We start from the raw sequence: 14,320 nt of genomic DNA, 5'->3' as shown, positions 1-14,320 counted from the left end.
CGGGACCGTGCCCGCCGCGGCGACGGTCACGTGCGGCGTCCCGGCCGCGACCGGGATCCCGGCCGCGGCGAGCCGGTCGCGCAGCGCGGTGAGCGCGGCGGCGCCGTCGTCGTCGAGCCGGAAGCGGACGGTGCTGGGCATCGGTCCCCCGCTCAGACGGGGAGGGCGAAGCGGCCGTCGTCGGTCTGCTCGGCCAGGCCGTCGACCAGCAGCGAGTGCAGGCACCGGTCCCGCTGGCCCGCGTCGGACCAGACGGCGTCCAGCGCGGCCCGCTCGACCGGTCCGGGTGCGGTGCGCAGCACGTCCATGAGCTTGCCGCGTACCTGCCGGTCGGTGCCGGCGAAGCCCTGGACCGGTTTGCGCGGGCCGTCGTAGGCGGGCCTGCCGGCCGCCACCCAGGCGCAGCGGGCCGCGACCGGGCAGTCCGCGCAGCGCGGCGAGCGGGCGGTGCAGACGACCGCGCCCAGCTCCATCAGCCCGGCCGAGACGACGGCGGCCTCGGCGTCGTCGTCGGGCAGCAGTGCGTCCACGTCGGCCAGATCCGCCCGGGTGCGGGCCGGTCCGGCGTCGCCCTGACCGTGCACCGCGCGGGCCACGACCCGGCGGACGTTGGTGTCGACGACGGCGGCGCGCAGCCCGAAGCCGAACGCCGCCACCGCCCGCGCCGTGTAGGAGCCGACACCGGGCAGGGCCTCGAGCGCTTCGACGTCGGAGGGGACGGCGTCGCCGTGCCGGGCGGCGATCGCCGCGGCCGCGTCGTGCAGCCGGATCGCGCGGCGCGGGTAGCCGAGCTTGCCCCAGGCCCGCAGCACGTCCGCGCGCGGCGCGGCGGCCAGCGACGACGGCGCCGGCCAGCGCTCCAGCCAGTCCCGCCAGACCGGTTCGACCCGGGCGACCGGGGTCTGCTGGAGCATGAACTCGCTGACCAGCACGCCCCACGGGGTGGTCTCCGGGCGCCGCCACGGCAGGTCGCGGGCATGCGCCCGGAACCACGGGAAGATCAGGTCGGCCACCACCGTCCCAGTGTCCCGCGCCCCGGCCGGGCCCCCGGCGACGGCCCCGCCGTGATCACGGACCGGGCACCGTCGGCGTCGCCCGCGGCCGTCCCGTGGATCACGGTCCCTACCGCGCCCGCCACCGGGGCGCGCGCCACGACCGGGGTGGTTCCCGGCCGCGGGTGACCGGGCGGGCCCTGTCACCGGACGACGCCGGTCACCGCGGGTCGGTGCGCCACTCGCCCGGGGGTCGGGCGATCCGGGTCGTCGACCCCGTCCGGGCCGGCCCGGGGGGCGCGCGGGCGGCCGTTCCGCCACTGCACTCACCCGGTCGGGACGCGCGGGTCGCCCCGCCGGGTGGACCTCGCCGGACATGTCCGTTCCCGGCGCGGCGGCGGCGACTTCGTGTAACCGGAGATCTACCGTCGGTGACATGCACCCGGTGGGTCCCCTGCCGGCGTCGGTCTACTGGCGTCGGCGCGCGTGCGCGGTCGGCGTCGCGCTGCTCGCGCTCTTCGCGCTGCTGTGGCTCACCACCTGGCTGCTGATCCCACGGGGCTCCGACGAGCCCGCCGGGACGGCCGCACGGACGACCCCCCAGTCGTCGCAGACCACACCGGACACAGGGACGGCCGCACCTGCGGCGCCCCCGGGGTCCCCGTCCCCGGCATCCCCAGCCCCGGGGACGGGGGCACCCGCGTCCGTGCCGCTCCCCGACCCCGCCGCGCCCGGACCCCCGCCGGCCGCCGCGACGGGGACGTCCGCCCCGACGACACACCACGCCCGTCCGTCCAGGTGCCGCAGGCCGCACCCTCCCCGCCGACCGGTCCGGTGCCCTGCACCGACGCGATGATCGAGGTGCGCGCCGAGACCGGGCAGCCGACCTACCCCTCCGGCGCGCGGCCCGAGCTGCGGCTGGTCGTCACCAACGTCTCCGGCCAGCCCTGCGTGCGCGACCTCGACGGCGCCCAGCAGGAGATCGCCGTCTGGAGCGGCGACGGGGCGACCAAGCTCTGGTCGTCCAACGACTGCTCCAACCCGTCGTCGGACGACCTGCGCACCCTGGTGCCCGGCCAGCCGGTGGCCTTCGCCGTGACCTGGACCGGGCTCGCCTCGGAGCCCGGCTGTGCGGGCGAGCGCACCCGGGTGGGCCCGGGGGGCTACCGGGTGCTGGCCCGGCTCGACCGGGTCGTGAGCGAGCCCGCCCCGCTGCTCATGAGCTGAGGCTCAGCGGATGCGGGCCATGATCTCGCGCAGCGACGACGCCTCGGTGATCTGCATCCCGGTCCGCCCGACCTCGGCCCCGGTGGGGACGATCGCCCGGGTGAAGCCCAGCCGTGCGGCCTCCGCGAGGCGCCGGTCGACCCCGTGCACCCGGCGCAGCTCGCCGGCCAGCCCGAGCTCGCCCAGCACGACGAGGTCCGCGGGCAGCGCCGCGTCCCGCTTCGCCGAGACGACCGCCAGCGCGATGGCGAGGTCGGCCGCGGGCTCGGTGATCCGCATCCCGCCGACGGTGGCGGTGTAGACCTCGGCGTCGTGCAGCTTGAGCCCGCCCCGCCGTTCGACGACGGCGAGCAGCATCGGCACCCGCGACGAGTCCAGCCCGGTCACCGCACGGCGCGGGCTCGGGATGTTCGCCCCCGCGACGAGCGCCTGCACCTCGGCCAGCAGTGGCCGTCGCCCGTCCATCACGACGGTCACCGCGGTCCCCGGCTGCACCGTGTCGGCGCCCTGGCCGAACCGGCCGAGGAACAGCCCCGAGGGGTCGGCGAGACCGACGATGCCGGAGTCGCGCAGCTCGAAGCAGCCGACCTCGTCGGCCGGACCGAACCGGTTCTTCACCCCGCGGACCATCCGCAGCGCCGAGTGCTTGTCGCCCTCGAAGTGCAGCACCACGTCGACCAGGTGCTCCAGCACCCGCGGGCCCGCGATGCCGCCGTCCTTGGTGACGTGGCCGACGAGCAGCACGGCCAGGCCGCGTTCCTTCGCCAGCGCGGTCAGCCCCACGGTGACGGCGCGGGTCTGGGTCACCCCGCCGGGGCTGCCGTCGACCGAGGCGGTGGACATGGTCTGGATCGAGTCCACCACCAGCAGCGACGGCCGCAGCGCGTCGACATGGCCGAGCACCGACTCGAGGTCGGACTCGGCGGCGAGGTAGAGCTCGTCGTGGACGCCGCCGGTGCGCTCGGCCCGCAACCGGACCTGGCCCGCGGACTCCTCACCGGAGACGTAGAGGACCCGGGACCGGGCCGCGGCCTGTGCGGCGACCTCCAGGAGCAGCGTGGACTTGCCGACGCCCGGCTCACCGGCCAGCAGCACCACCGCGCCCGGGACGAGCCCGCCACCGAGGACCCGGTCCAGCTCGTCGACGCCGGTCGGCCGGGCCCGGGCGGAGTCCAGCTCCACCTCGGCGATCCGCCGGGCCGGGGTGCTGGGCGCCCCGGCGACGACGGTCCGGCCGCCCCCGCCGGTGCGCACCGGCTCGACCTGCTCGAGCGACCCCCAGGCCTGGCAGCCCGGACAGCGCCCCACCCACTGCGCCGTGCGGTGGTCGCACTCGGTGCAGCGGTAGCCGCCCGAGCGGGCGGCGCGGGACCGGGGGGTCAGTTGCCGGCGGCGCCGCCGGCGCCGCTGCCCTCGTTGCCGGGCGCGACCTCGGCGCCCTCACCGGCCGGGACCGGGTTCGGCTGGTCCACCGACGGGGCCTCGGCCTGGCCGCCGGTCTCGGAGTTGACGCCGGTCTCGGCGCCGTTGGCGCCCTCCTCGCCGTCGGCGAACGACGCGCGCTCCGGGGCGTGCCCCGGGGAACCCTCGACGGTCGGCACGCCGGTCGGGACGGTGAGGGTCACCGAGCCGGCCTTCTCGAACACGAACGTCATCGGGATCTGCGCGCCGGCCGGGACCGGACGGGTCAGGCCCTCGGCGACGAGCTGCACGCGCTTGGCGTTGGTCGGGGTCAGCTGCAGGTTGCCCGGCGAGACCAGCGCGATGTCCTGCGGCATGGTCGCGTCGCCCTGGATCTGCACCGACGCGGCGGCGGGCGAGGTGACCGACACCAGGCGGTCGGCGACCGATCCGGTGTTGACCAGGGTGGCGACGAGCGGTGCGGCGCCGCCCTGGCGGTAGAGCGCGTCCGGCCCCGCGGGCGTGGTCGGGTAGGCGACCTGGACGTCACGCAGGTCGACCGAGCCGACCGTGGCGTTGGCGCCGTTGACGGCGGCGACCTGCTCTGCGGTCTGCGCGATCTGCCCGGCTCCACAGCCGCTGATCAGCAGGCCGGTCAGGGCGACGGCGCCGGCGACCCCGGCCAGGGTCCGGGCGGAACGGCGGGTGCGGCTCACGGTCGTCGTGTCCTTCCTTGCCGGTGCCCCGAAGTGCCCCCGGCGCACATGCTGGGTCTGTCGGGAGGCAGCCTAGTCGCGCGCTCCGGCGCGTTGCGCGGTCGGGCACCCGGGTGTGACGACCGCGTCCCCGCCGGACGGTGGGGCGGCAGACCCGGTGGTCCGGGGCGTGACGCGGCGGCGACCGGCACGTGGCCGGGCCGGTCCGGATGGGCGCCACGCCCGCGGAAACACGTTCCTCCGCCGTTGTCAACCCCCTGACCTGCGACGACGGTGAAAGCCGGTCGCCGTCCCGCCCGGGCGACGTGTTAATCTGGACTCAGCGAAAGGGGCCAGAGGACACATGGTTTTCAAGGTCGGAGAGACCGTCGTCTACCCGCACCACGGTGCCGCGCTCATCGAGGCGATCGAGACCCGGACGATCAAGGGCGAGGAAGTGCAGTACCTCGTCCTGAAGGTCCAGCAGGGCGATCTGACGGTGCGCATCCCCGCCGACAACGTCGAGGTGGTCGGTGTTCGTGACGTCGTGGGCCAGGAGGGGCTGGATCGGGTCTTCGAGGTGTTGCGCGCGCCGCACACCGAGGAGCCCACGAACTGGTCGCGCCGGTACAAGGCGAACTGGGAGAAGCTCACGTCCGGTGACGTGAACAAGGTCGCCGAGGTCGTCCGCGACCTCTGGCGGCGAGAGAAGGACCGGGGCCTGTCCGCCGGTGAGAAGCGGATGCTGGCCAAGGCGAGGCAGATACTGGTCAGCGAGCTCGCGCTGGCCGAGGGCACCGACGAGGAGCGGGCCGAGGTCCTGCTCGACGAGGTGCTCGCCACCGCGAACGCCTGACCGGCGTGCACGGACCGTCCTCCGGGGCGGGTGTCGTCGCGGTGCTTCCCGCGGCCGGTTCCGGGGTGCGTCTGGGTGCAGGTGTGCCCAAGGCGTTCGTCGGACTGGCCGGGGTTCCCATGCTGGTACGCGCGGTCGACGGCCTTCTCGCGTCCGACGTCGTCGGGCACGTGGTGGTCGTCGTCCCCGCGGACCAGGTGGACGCCGCCGCCGCCATCCTGCCCGGACGCCCGGCGACCGTCGTCGCCGGCGGTGCCGACCGCACCGCCTCCGTCGCGGCGGGTCTCGCTGCGACCGGGACGGACGCCGAGGTCGTGCTGGTGCACGACGCCGCGCGCCCGCTCACACCACCCGACGTCGTCCGCCGGGTGGTCGGCGCCGTGCGCGCGGGCGCGCCCGCGGTGATCCCGGTGCTCCCCGTGGCCGACACGGTCAAACGGGTCGACGGCGCCGGGACCGTCGTGTCCACCGTGGACCGCTCCGAGCTGCGTGCGGTGCAGACGCCGCAGGGGTTCCGCGCGGCCGACCTGCGCCGCGCCCACGCGGGAACACCCGACCCCCGCACCGACGACGCCGGGCTGGTCGAGTCGCTCGGCGACCCGGTCACCACCGTCGCCGGGGACCCGCTCGCGTTCAAGATCACCACCGCGTGGGACCTGCGCATCGCCGAACTGCTGCTCGCCGGGGCGGGCCGCGTCACCGAGCACGAGGAACACGCATGAGGGTCGGGATCGGTACCGACGTGCACCCGGTCGAGCCGGGCCGCGACTGCTGGGTCGCGGGTCTGCTGTGGCCCGGGGCCGACGGCTGCGCCGGGCACTCCGACGGCGACGTCGCCGCACACGCCCTGTGCGACGCCCTGCTGTCCGCGGCGGGGCTGGGCGACCTGGGCGCGGTGTTCGGCACCGGCCGTCCGGAGTGGACGGGTGCGAGCGGGGCGACCCTGCTCGCCGAGGTCCGCCGCCTGCTCACCCGCGACGGCTGGACCGTCGGCAACGCCGCCGTCCAGGTGATCGGGAACGACCCGAAGATCGGGAAGCGCCGGGCCGAGGCCGAACGGGTGCTCTCGGAGGTGGTGGGCGGCCCGGTGTCGGTGTCCGGTACGACGACCGACGGGCTGGGGCTGACCGGGCGCGGCGAGGGCCGCGCCTCCGTCGCGACGGCGCTGTTGCTGCCCGCGGGCTAGAGACGCCCGGTCCGTTCCTGGATCTGCTCCGGGGTGAGGTCGTCGGCGTGGGCCGCCACCATCCAGGCGTGGCCGAACGGGTCGGCGAGCCGGCCGCCGCGCTGCCCGTAGTCGTGGTCGGTCACCGGGAACAGCACCCGGCCGCCGTGCTCCACCATCGCCGCGGCGACCGCGTCCGGGTCGTCGACCTCCAGGGCCAGGATCACCGCGCCCGGCCCCGACGGCGCGGGGTCGACGTCGTCGCCGTCCTTGACGGCCCACTCCTCGCCGCCGGCCCGCAGCAGGGCGTGCACCACGGCGCCGGAGCCGTCGGTGTAGCGCTCCACGAGCTCCGCGCCGAACACGGCGCGGTAGAAGTCGATCGCGGCGTCGGCGTCGGGCACGACCAGCCGCGGGTACATCCGCTGAACAGCCATGCCGGACACCTTGCCGCAGCCCCACCGCGCGTGTAGTGGACGAATCGGAGGCCCGTACCCTGGTGACGTGAGCCTCAGACTTCTCGACTCAGCGACCAGGGAGCAGCGTGCGTTCACGCCGCTGCGGGCCGGAGCAGTGTCGATGTACGTCTGTGGGGCGACCGTGCAGGGCCTGCCGCACATCGGCCACGTCCGCTCGGGCCTCAACTACGACGTGCTGCGTCGCTGGCTGGCCCGGTCCGGGTACGACGTCACGCTGGTCCGCAACGTCACCGACATCGACGACAAGATCCTGCGCAAGGCGCAGGCCGCGGGCCGTCCGTGGTGGGAGTGGGCGGCCACGCACGAGCGGGCCTTCACCGCCGCGTACGACGCGCTGGGCTGCCTGCCGCCGTCGGTGGAGCCCCGGGCGACCGGGCACATCACGCAGATGGTCGAGCTGATCGAGCGGCTGATCGAGCGCGGCCACGCCTACGCCGCGGGCGGAGACGTGTACTTCGCCGTGCGCACCCTGCCCGACTACGGCGCGCTGTCCGGTCAGCGCGTCGACGACGTCCACCAGGGTGAGGGCGAGGGCGGCGCCAAGCGCGACGCCCTGGACTTCACGCTGTGGAAGGCCGCCAAGCCCGGCGAGCCCAGCTGGCCCACCCCCTGGGGGAACGGGCGTCCCGGCTGGCACCTGGAGTGCTCGGCGATGGCGACCGCCTACCTCGGCCCGGAGTTCGACATCCACGGCGGCGGCCTGGACCTGGTGTTCCCGCACCACGAGAACGAGCGCGCCCAGAGTCACGCGGCCGGGGACGGGTTCGCCCGGTTCTGGCTGCACAACGCCTGGGTGACCATGGGCGGGGAGAAGATGTCGAAGTCGCTGGGGAACACCCTGGCGATCGAGAACCTGCTCGAGCGGGTCCGCCCGGCCGAGCTGCGCTACTACCTGGTCGGCCCGCACTACCGATCGGCGATCGAGTACTCCGACGCCGCGCTGGACGAGGCCGTCGCCGCGTACCGGCGGATCGAGTCGTTCGTGCACCGGGTGCGCGAGCGGCACGGCCTGCCCGAGGTCGCGGCGGAGCTGCCCGGCGCGTTCACCGCCGCACTCGACGACGACCTGGGCACCCCGCTCGCGCTCGGCACCGTGCACACCCTGGTGCGCGAGGGCAACACCGCCCTCGACGCCGGGGACGTCACCGGCGCGCTGCGGGCCGCGTCCGCGGTCCGTGCGACGACCGAGGTGCTCGGCCTGGACCCGCTGGCAGCCGGCGGCGTGGCCGAGGAGTCGGGCGACGCCGCCCGGCAGGCACTGGGCACCCTGGTGGAGACGATGCTCGAGCGCCGCCGGGCCGCGCGCGCCGAGCGCGACTTCGCCACCGCGGACCGGCTCCGCGACGAGCTGCTCGCCGCCGGGATCGCCGTCGAGGACGGCGCCGACGGCTCCACCTGGACTCTCAAAGACAACTAGGACTCGTAGAACTCATGGCAGGCAACTCCAAGCGCCGCGGTGCGATCCGTAAGGACGGCACCAAGAAGGGCATGGTCGTCGGATCCGGCGGCCAGCCCCGGCGCGCACTGAAGGGCAAGGGCCCGACCCCGCCCGGCGAGATGCGACCCGGCCACCCGAAGGCGAGGGCGGCCGCGCGCCGCGCCGCCCAGGACCAGCAGCAGCGCCGACGCCCGGTCGCGGGCCGTCGCGGTGACGGGGAGACCCCGGAGACCGTGCTCGGCCGCAACCCGGTCGTCGAGTGCCTGCGGGCCGGCGTCCCGGCGACGGCGCTGCAGGTGGCCACCGGCATGTCCGCCGACGACCGCGTCACCGAGGCCGTCGCGCTGGCTGCGGAGCGGGGCATCTCCATCCTGGAGGTGCCGCGCAACGACCTCGACCGGATCAGCGGGGGAGCGCTGCACCAGGGCCTCGCCCTGCAGGTGCCGCCGTACGCCTACGCCCACCCCGACGAGGTGCTGGAGGCCGCGTCGCACTCCGGGCGCCCGGCACTGGCCGTCGCCCTGGACGGGGTGACCGACCCGCGCAACCTGGGTGCGGTCGTCCGGTCGGTGGGGGCGTTCGGCGGGCACGGCGTCGTCGTGCCGCAGCGGCGCGCCGCGGGCATGACCGCGGTGGCCTGGCGGACCTCGGCGGGCACCGCGGCCCGGGTCCCGGTCGCGCGCGCGACGAACCTGACCCGCACCCTGCAGGAGTACGCCTCCGCAGGGCTGATGGTCGCCGGTCTGGCCGCCGACGGCGACGTCTCCCTCGACGACTTCGACCTGGCCTCCGGGCCGCTGGTGATCGTCACCGGGTCGGAGGGGAAGGGCCTGTCCCGGCTGGTCCGCGAGACCTGCGACGTGACGGTCTCGATCCCCCTGGCCGGTCGCGTGGAGTCCCTGAACGCCTCGGTCGCCACCGGCGTCGTTCTGGCCGAGGTGGCCCGCCGCCGTCGCGTCGGCCGCTGACCCGACGCGTGATCGCCGCGACGCGCGGTGATCCGCTCCCCGCGCGCGTCCGGACGCACGCGACGGGCGGATCACCGCGCGGACAGCGGAATCAGGCGCGGACCGGGCCCCGGCCGCGCAGCCGGCCCACCAGCCGGCAGAGCAGGTAGGCGACGAACCCGATGGTCGCCACGTAGGCCGAGATCGGCAGCCCCGGCGCCAGCGACAGGATCGTCCCGCCGACCAGCGCGACCTCCGCGATGACGATCGCGAGGACGGTCGCCAGCAGCGGGTTCGCGGTGACCCGGTTCGCCGCGGCGCCGGGCACGATCAGCACCGACAGCACCAGGATCGCTCCGACGATCGGCACGGCCAGCGCCGTCACCAGGCCGATCAGCACGCCGAACACCAGGGTCAGCGCGCGGACGGGCACACCGCGCGCCAGCGCGACGTCGGGGTCGGTGCTGGCGAACAGCAGCGGCCGGTAGAGCAGTGCCAGGGTCGCGAGCACGACGACGGCGACGACCCCCAGCACCCACAGGTTCTGCTGGTCGACCGACACGATGGAGCCGGTCAGCAGGCCGAACCGGTTGGAGGAGCGGCCGTCGTAGAGGGCCAGGAACAGCACGCCCAGGCCGAGCCCGAACGCCATCACCACGCCGATCGCGGAGTCCCGCTCGCGTTGGCGCAGGCCCAGCACGCCGAAGATCACTGCGGCGACGACGGCGCCCACCACCGCCCCCACCCCGACGGCGACGCCGAGCAGCAGCCCGGCCGCGGCCCCGGTGAAGGCCAGCTCGGCGGTGCCGTGCACGGCGAAGGCCATCCCGCGGCTGACGACCAGCGGGGCGAGCAGCCCGGCGACCAGCCCGAGCACCGCGCAGGCGATGAGCGCGTTGCGGACGAACGGGTAGCCCAGCAGCGTGCCGGTGCCGGACAGGTCGAGGATCCGGGCCAGGAACTCGGTCACGCGCCACCCCCGACCGCGACGCCGTGCTCGGTGTGCTCGTCCCGGGGGACCGGGGAGTCCTCGGCCCCGACGACGACCAGCCGGTCGCGGACCCGCAGCACGTCGACGTCGGTGCGGTAGAGCCGCGACAGCGTCTCCGAGGTCATGACCTCGTCGGTGGTGCCGATCGAGAACCGGCCGTCCACGAGGTAGAGGACCCGGTCCACCAGCGGCAGCACCGGGTTGATCTCGTGGGTCACGAACAGCACCGCGGTGCCCGCGGCGCGGCGGCGCTCGTCGATCAGTCGGGTCACGATCCGCTGGTGGGACAGGTCCAGGCTGAGCAGGGGTTCGTCGCACAGCAGCACCGCCGGGTCCCCGACGAGTGCCTGCGCGACCCGCAGCCGCTGCTGCTCGCCGCCGGACAGCCGCCCCACGGGGGCGTCGGCGTACCCGGTGCCGCCGACCTGGGCCAGCGCGCGGTCGACGCGCTCCCGCCGCTCGCGTCGCCGGCCCAGGCCGAGACCGAAGCGGTGCCCGTCGAGCCCGAGGCCGACGAGGTCGCGCCCGCGCAGCGGCAGGTCCGGGTCGAGCGGCTGCTGCTGCGGGACGTAGCCGATCTCCGGGCTGCCGCGCCGCGGGGTGTGCCCGCCGACGGTCACGGTGCCGTCGGAGAGCGGGAGCAGCCCCAGCAGGACGCGCATGAGCGTCGTCTTGCCGGAGCCGTTCGGGCCGAGGACGGCGACGAACTCGCCGGGGGCGACGTCCAGGTCGAGGCCGGACCACAGGGTCCGGGCCCCGAACCGGAGGCCCGCCCCGCGCAGTGACAGCGCGGACTGTTGCGAGGAACCCATGTCAGCGGTTCAGCGCCGCGGAGAGCTCGTCCAGGTTGGCGTTCATCCACTGCACCCAGTCGGTGGTGCCCGCGGGCAGAGTCTCGGACATCTGGACCACCGGGACGCCTCCCTTCTGGGCGGCGTCGCGGACCTGGTCGGTGGTCGGCGAGGTCGTCTGGCTGTTGAGGATCAGCGCGTCGACCGGCGGCTGCGCGGTGAACAGCCCCAGCATCTGCGCGACGACGGCGGCCGGCGGGTCGGTGCCCTCCTCGACGGCCGAGGAGAACTCCTGCGGGGTCGCGTTCGCGATCCCGGCGGCCTGCAGCAGGTAGGCGGGCACCGGCTCGGTGACGGCGACCCGGGCCCCCGGGTGCGCACGGCCGATCTCGGTGGCCTTCGACGTCAGCTGGGCGACGCCGCCCTCGAGGGTCTGGGCGTTGGTGCGGAAGTACTCCGCGGCGCTCGGGTCGATGCGGCCGAGCTGGTCGGCGAGCTGCTCGGCGACGCGGCCGACCGCGGCCGGGTCGTACCAGACGTGCTCGTTGAACGAGCCGTGCTCGTGCTCGTGCTCCGCCTCGCCCGCGGGCTCGGGGGTGGCCCCGGCGTCGTGGTCGTGGCCGTGGTCGTCGGCGGCGGCCTCCTGGGCCCCCTCGATGCCGGAGACCTCGACGGCGTCGACCAGCGGTGCCGCGTTGCCGGACGCGGCGACGAGATCGGTCATGAACGCGTCGTAGCCGCCGCCGTTCATGACCAGCAGCTGGGCCTCGCCGACGGTCGCCGCGTTCTGCGGGGTCGGCTCGTAGCCGTGCGGGTCGACGTCGGGGGAGCTGATGACCGACTCGACCCTGGCGTAGTTGCCGCCCACGGCGCGGGCGACCGCGCCCCAGGCGTCGGTGGAGGTGACGATCTTCACCTGCGGGGTGTCGGCGCTGGTGGGGGCGTCGATCTGGCCGGAGCCGCAGGCGGTCAGACCCAGGGCGAGTGCGGCCAGCCCGGCCACGAGCGCGGCCGGGCGGAGCGGGGATCGGGACACGGACGGAACTCCCATCAACATATCGGCATACATTTATTGGAAATCATTCTCAGATTCACTCTACCGCTGTACGGGGAGCCGGGAACGCGCGCGGCGTGTGATCCCGTCGTGGCCGGTCGGGGCGGACTTTCACGTGCGTGACCGCGCCGCTACCGTTCGGGGAATGACCGGCCCCCAGCACCCGCGGCGTCCGGCGACGCTCGCGTCGCTGGCCGCCGAGCTCGGGGTCTCCCGGACGACCGTGTCGAACGCCTACAACCGCCCCGACCAGCTGTCCGCGCCGCTGCGCGAGCGTGTCCTGGAGGCGGCCCGGCGGCTCGGCTACCCGGGCCCGGACCCGGTCGCCCGCTCGCTGCGCACCCGGCGCGCCGGAGCGGTGGGCCTGCTGCTCACCGAGGCGCTCAGCTACGCCTTCCGCGACCCGGGCGCCACCGGCTTCCTGGAGGGGCTCGCGCTGGCCTGTGAGAAGGCGGGCACCGGCCTGCTGCTGATCCCGGTCAGCCCCGAGCACTCCGACGTCGACTCCGTCTACCAGGCCGGGGTCGACGGCTTCGTCGTCTACTCGGTCAGTGAGGACGACCCGCACTTCCGGGCCGTCCTGCAGCGCCCGGTGCCGACGGTCGTCTGCGACCAGCCCACCGGGATCACCGGGGTGGACCGCGTCGGCGTCGACGACCGCGCCGGGACCCTCGCGCTCGGGCGGCACCTCGTCGAGCTCGGCCACCGCCGCGTCGGTGTGCTCTGCATGCGCCTGTCCTCGCACCGGCACGACGGCAGGGCCGACGTCGCCCGGCAGGAGGGCAGCTCCTACGCCGTGCAGCGGGAGCGCCTCGCCGGGCTGCGCGCGGCGCTCGCCGAGGCCGGTGTCGACTGGGCCGACGTCCCGGTCATCGAGCGGTTCGAGCACTCCCTCGACGCCGGCGCGGACGGCGCCGCCACCCTGCTGGACTCCCACCCCGGGATCACCGCGCTGGTGTGCACCTCCGACATCCTCGCCCTCGGCGCGCTGCGCGAGGCCCGCGACCGCGGCCTGCGGGTGCCCGAGGACCTCTCGGTCGCCGGGTTCGACGGCGTGCCCGAGGCCGAGCGCGTCGGCCTGACCACGGTCCGCCAGCCGTTCCGCGAGAAGGGCCTCGAGGCCGGACGGCTGCTGCTCGAACGCGGCGACCGCCACGTCCCCGAGCACGTCACGCTCCCGACGGAGCTGATCGTCGGGGCGACCACCCGCGGGCTGCGCCAGTCCGGGGAGTTCTTCTCCGGATGGTGAGCCTGACCGGGCTGCGCCGCTACCCGGTCAAGTCCTGCCGGGGCGCGGACGTCGCCCGCGCGGTCGTCGAACGGGCCGGTCTCGCCGGGGACCGGCGCTGGATGCTGGTCCGCTACGACGGCGCCGTGGTCACCGCGCGCACCCACCCGCGGCTCGTGCTCGTCGCGCCCACCCTCGCCGACGACGGGCTCCGCCTGACCGGACCGGGGCTGCCGCCGTTCACCGTCCCCGTGCCCGACGGCGAGCCGGTGCCGGCCCGCGTGCACCGCTGGGACACCGCCGGCGTCCCGGCCGGCCCGGCGGCCGACGCCTGGTTCTCCGAGCTGCTCGGCGACCCGGTGCGGCTGATCCACCTCGACGACCCGGCCCGACGCGGTCCCGACCCCGACTTCTCCCACGACGAGGACCGCGTCTCCTACGCCGACGGCTACCCGCTGCTGCTCGCCTCCACGGCCTCGCTGCACGCGCTGGACGCGCTGGTCGCCGACGGCCCGGACGCGGCCGAGGCGCCGCTGCCGATGACCCGGTTCCGGCCGAACGCCGTCGTCGACGGCGCACCGGCCTGGGCCGAGGACGGCTGGCGGCGCATCCGGATCGGCGCCGCGGAGTTCCGGGTGGCCAAGGGCTGCGCCCGCTGCGTGCTCACCACCGTCGACCCGGACACGGCCGTCACGGGCCGCGAGCCGATGGCCACCCTGGCCCGGCACCGGCGGTTCGACGGCAAGGTGTGGTTCGGGGTCAACCTGATCCCGGACGACCCGGGCGCGGAGATCGCCGTCGGCGACGAGGTCGAGGTGCTCGACGCCGTCGACCCGGCCTGCGGTCCGCCGCGCTGACCCGTACCGGCCACGGTTCCTCCCGCCCCGTCGGTATCGTCGGGTTCGGGTCGCCCGTCCGGGTGGCCGGACCGGGGCGAGGGGGAGGTTGCGCTGAACGACGAGCGCGACCCACGTCGCCGTCCGCCACCACCGCCCCCGGGCCCCGCCGGGCGGCGCCCCCCGATGCCGCCTCCCGCGCCGCGTCCCGGGGCCGGGA

Annotated in this window: 15 protein-coding genes; 8 read left to right on the top strand and 7 right to left on the bottom strand. The window is 75.6% G+C overall.

The window, feature by feature from the left end; genetic code table 11:
- Nucleotides 1–152 precede the first annotated feature (152 nt).
- Complete coding sequence (locus NH602_RS18925; RefSeq protein ID WP_253068496.1) at nt 153–1,016, bottom strand: A/G-specific adenine glycosylase; 864 nt, start codon at nt 1,014–1,016, stop codon at nt 153–155.
- A gap of 810 nt (nt 1,017–1,826) precedes the next feature.
- On the opposite strand from NH602_RS18925, the gene NH602_RS18920 reads away from it, so the two are divergent.
- Entirely contained in the window at nt 1,827–2,219 is a 393-nt protein-coding gene (locus NH602_RS18920; RefSeq protein WP_253068495.1) for a hypothetical protein, read from the top strand.
- Nucleotides 2,220–2,222: 3 nt separating this feature from the next.
- Here NH602_RS18920 and radA read toward each other — a convergent pair whose 3' ends face one another.
- Both radA and NH602_RS18910 read right to left on the bottom strand, forming a co-directional pair.
- A complete protein-coding gene (gene radA, locus NH602_RS18915) occupies nt 2,223–3,602 on the bottom strand; it encodes a DNA repair protein RadA (protein ID WP_073576745.1) in 1,380 nt (459 codons plus the stop codon).
- A complete protein-coding gene (locus NH602_RS18910; protein ID WP_179761648.1) occupies nt 3,599–4,336 on the bottom strand; it encodes a copper chaperone PCu(A)C in 738 nt (245 codons plus the stop codon). Before NH602_RS18910 ends, radA begins: the two co-directional genes overlap by 4 nt.
- A 343-nt stretch (nt 4,337–4,679) precedes the next feature.
- On the opposite strand from NH602_RS18910, the gene NH602_RS18905 reads away from it, so the two are divergent.
- From NH602_RS18905 to ispF, 3 genes are read left to right on the top strand one after another with little or no spacing between them, the layout of a single operon-like run.
- Nucleotides 4,680–5,171, top strand: a complete 492-nt coding sequence (locus NH602_RS18905; protein ID WP_020625956.1) for a CarD family transcriptional regulator — start codon at nt 4,680–4,682, stop codon at nt 5,169–5,171.
- 5 nt (nt 5,172–5,176) lie between these two features.
- Entirely contained in the window at nt 5,177–5,893 is a 717-nt protein-coding gene (gene ispD, locus NH602_RS18900; RefSeq protein WP_179761649.1) for a 2-C-methyl-D-erythritol 4-phosphate cytidylyltransferase, read from the top strand.
- The gene (ispF, locus tag NH602_RS18895; protein WP_073576742.1) at nt 5,890–6,357 is read left to right on the top strand and encodes a 2-C-methyl-D-erythritol 2,4-cyclodiphosphate synthase; all 468 of its coding nucleotides are present in this window, start codon (nt 5,890–5,892) and stop codon (nt 6,355–6,357) included. Before ispD ends, ispF begins: the two co-directional genes overlap by 4 nt.
- Here ispF and NH602_RS18890 read toward each other — a convergent pair.
- Nucleotides 6,354–6,773 carry a glyoxalase/bleomycin resistance/extradiol dioxygenase family protein gene (locus NH602_RS18890; RefSeq protein WP_253068493.1) on the bottom strand — a complete coding sequence of 140 codons (420 nt, stop codon included), beginning with the start codon at nt 6,771–6,773 and terminating at the stop codon, nt 6,354–6,356. The two genes, ispF and NH602_RS18890, sit on opposite strands and share 4 nt — an antisense overlap.
- 67 nt (nt 6,774–6,840) lie before the next feature.
- Here NH602_RS18890 and cysS point away from each other — a divergent pair, with 67 nt between their 5' ends.
- Both cysS and rlmB read left to right on the top strand, forming a co-directional pair.
- Complete coding sequence (gene cysS, locus NH602_RS18885; RefSeq protein ID WP_100878902.1) at nt 6,841–8,232, top strand: cysteine--tRNA ligase; 1,392 nt, start codon at nt 6,841–6,843, stop codon at nt 8,230–8,232.
- 14 nt (nt 8,233–8,246) lie between these two features.
- Entirely contained in the window at nt 8,247–9,221 is a 975-nt protein-coding gene (gene rlmB, locus NH602_RS18880) for a 23S rRNA (guanosine(2251)-2'-O)-methyltransferase RlmB (protein WP_073576739.1), read from the top strand.
- Nucleotides 9,222–9,312: 91 nt separating this feature from the next.
- Here the strand turns inward: rlmB and NH602_RS18875 are convergent, their stop codons facing one another.
- Genes NH602_RS18875 through NH602_RS18865 form a run of 3 tightly spaced genes read right to left on the bottom strand, consistent with a single transcriptional unit; the run spans nt 9,313 to nt 12,018 of the window.
- Nucleotides 9,313–10,158 carry a metal ABC transporter permease gene (locus NH602_RS18875; RefSeq protein WP_073576922.1) on the bottom strand — a complete coding sequence of 282 codons (846 nt, stop codon included), beginning with the start codon at nt 10,156–10,158 and terminating at the stop codon, nt 9,313–9,315.
- An 8-nt stretch (nt 10,159–10,166) separates the two neighbouring features.
- The gene (locus tag NH602_RS18870; RefSeq protein ID WP_253068492.1) at nt 10,167–11,003 is read right to left on the bottom strand and encodes a metal ABC transporter ATP-binding protein; all 837 of its coding nucleotides are present in this window, start codon (nt 11,001–11,003) and stop codon (nt 10,167–10,169) included.
- 1 nt (nt 11,004) lies between these two features.
- Nucleotides 11,005–12,018, bottom strand: coding sequence for a metal ABC transporter solute-binding protein, Zn/Mn family (locus NH602_RS18865; RefSeq protein ID WP_253068491.1), 1,014 nt, complete (start codon nt 12,016–12,018; stop codon nt 11,005–11,007).
- 163 nt (nt 12,019–12,181) lie between these two features.
- On the opposite strand from NH602_RS18865, the gene NH602_RS18860 reads away from it, so the two are divergent.
- The gene (locus NH602_RS18860; protein ID WP_073576736.1) at nt 12,182–13,285 is read left to right on the top strand and encodes a LacI family DNA-binding transcriptional regulator; all 1,104 of its coding nucleotides are present in this window, start codon (nt 12,182–12,184) and stop codon (nt 13,283–13,285) included.
- The gene (locus NH602_RS18855) at nt 13,279–14,121 is read left to right on the top strand and encodes an MOSC domain-containing protein (RefSeq protein WP_179761655.1); all 843 of its coding nucleotides are present in this window, start codon (nt 13,279–13,281) and stop codon (nt 14,119–14,121) included. Before NH602_RS18860 ends, NH602_RS18855 begins: the two co-directional genes overlap by 7 nt.
- The last annotated feature ends 199 nt before the right edge of the window (nt 14,122–14,320 follow it).

It is taken from the genome of Pseudonocardia sp. McavD-2-B (assembly GCF_024124365.1).
GTDB lineage: Bacteria > Actinomycetota > Actinomycetes > Mycobacteriales > Pseudonocardiaceae > Pseudonocardia > Pseudonocardia alni.
The sequence above is the reverse complement of the archived record's forward strand: the minus strand, read 5'-3'. Positions and strand labels throughout refer to the sequence as shown.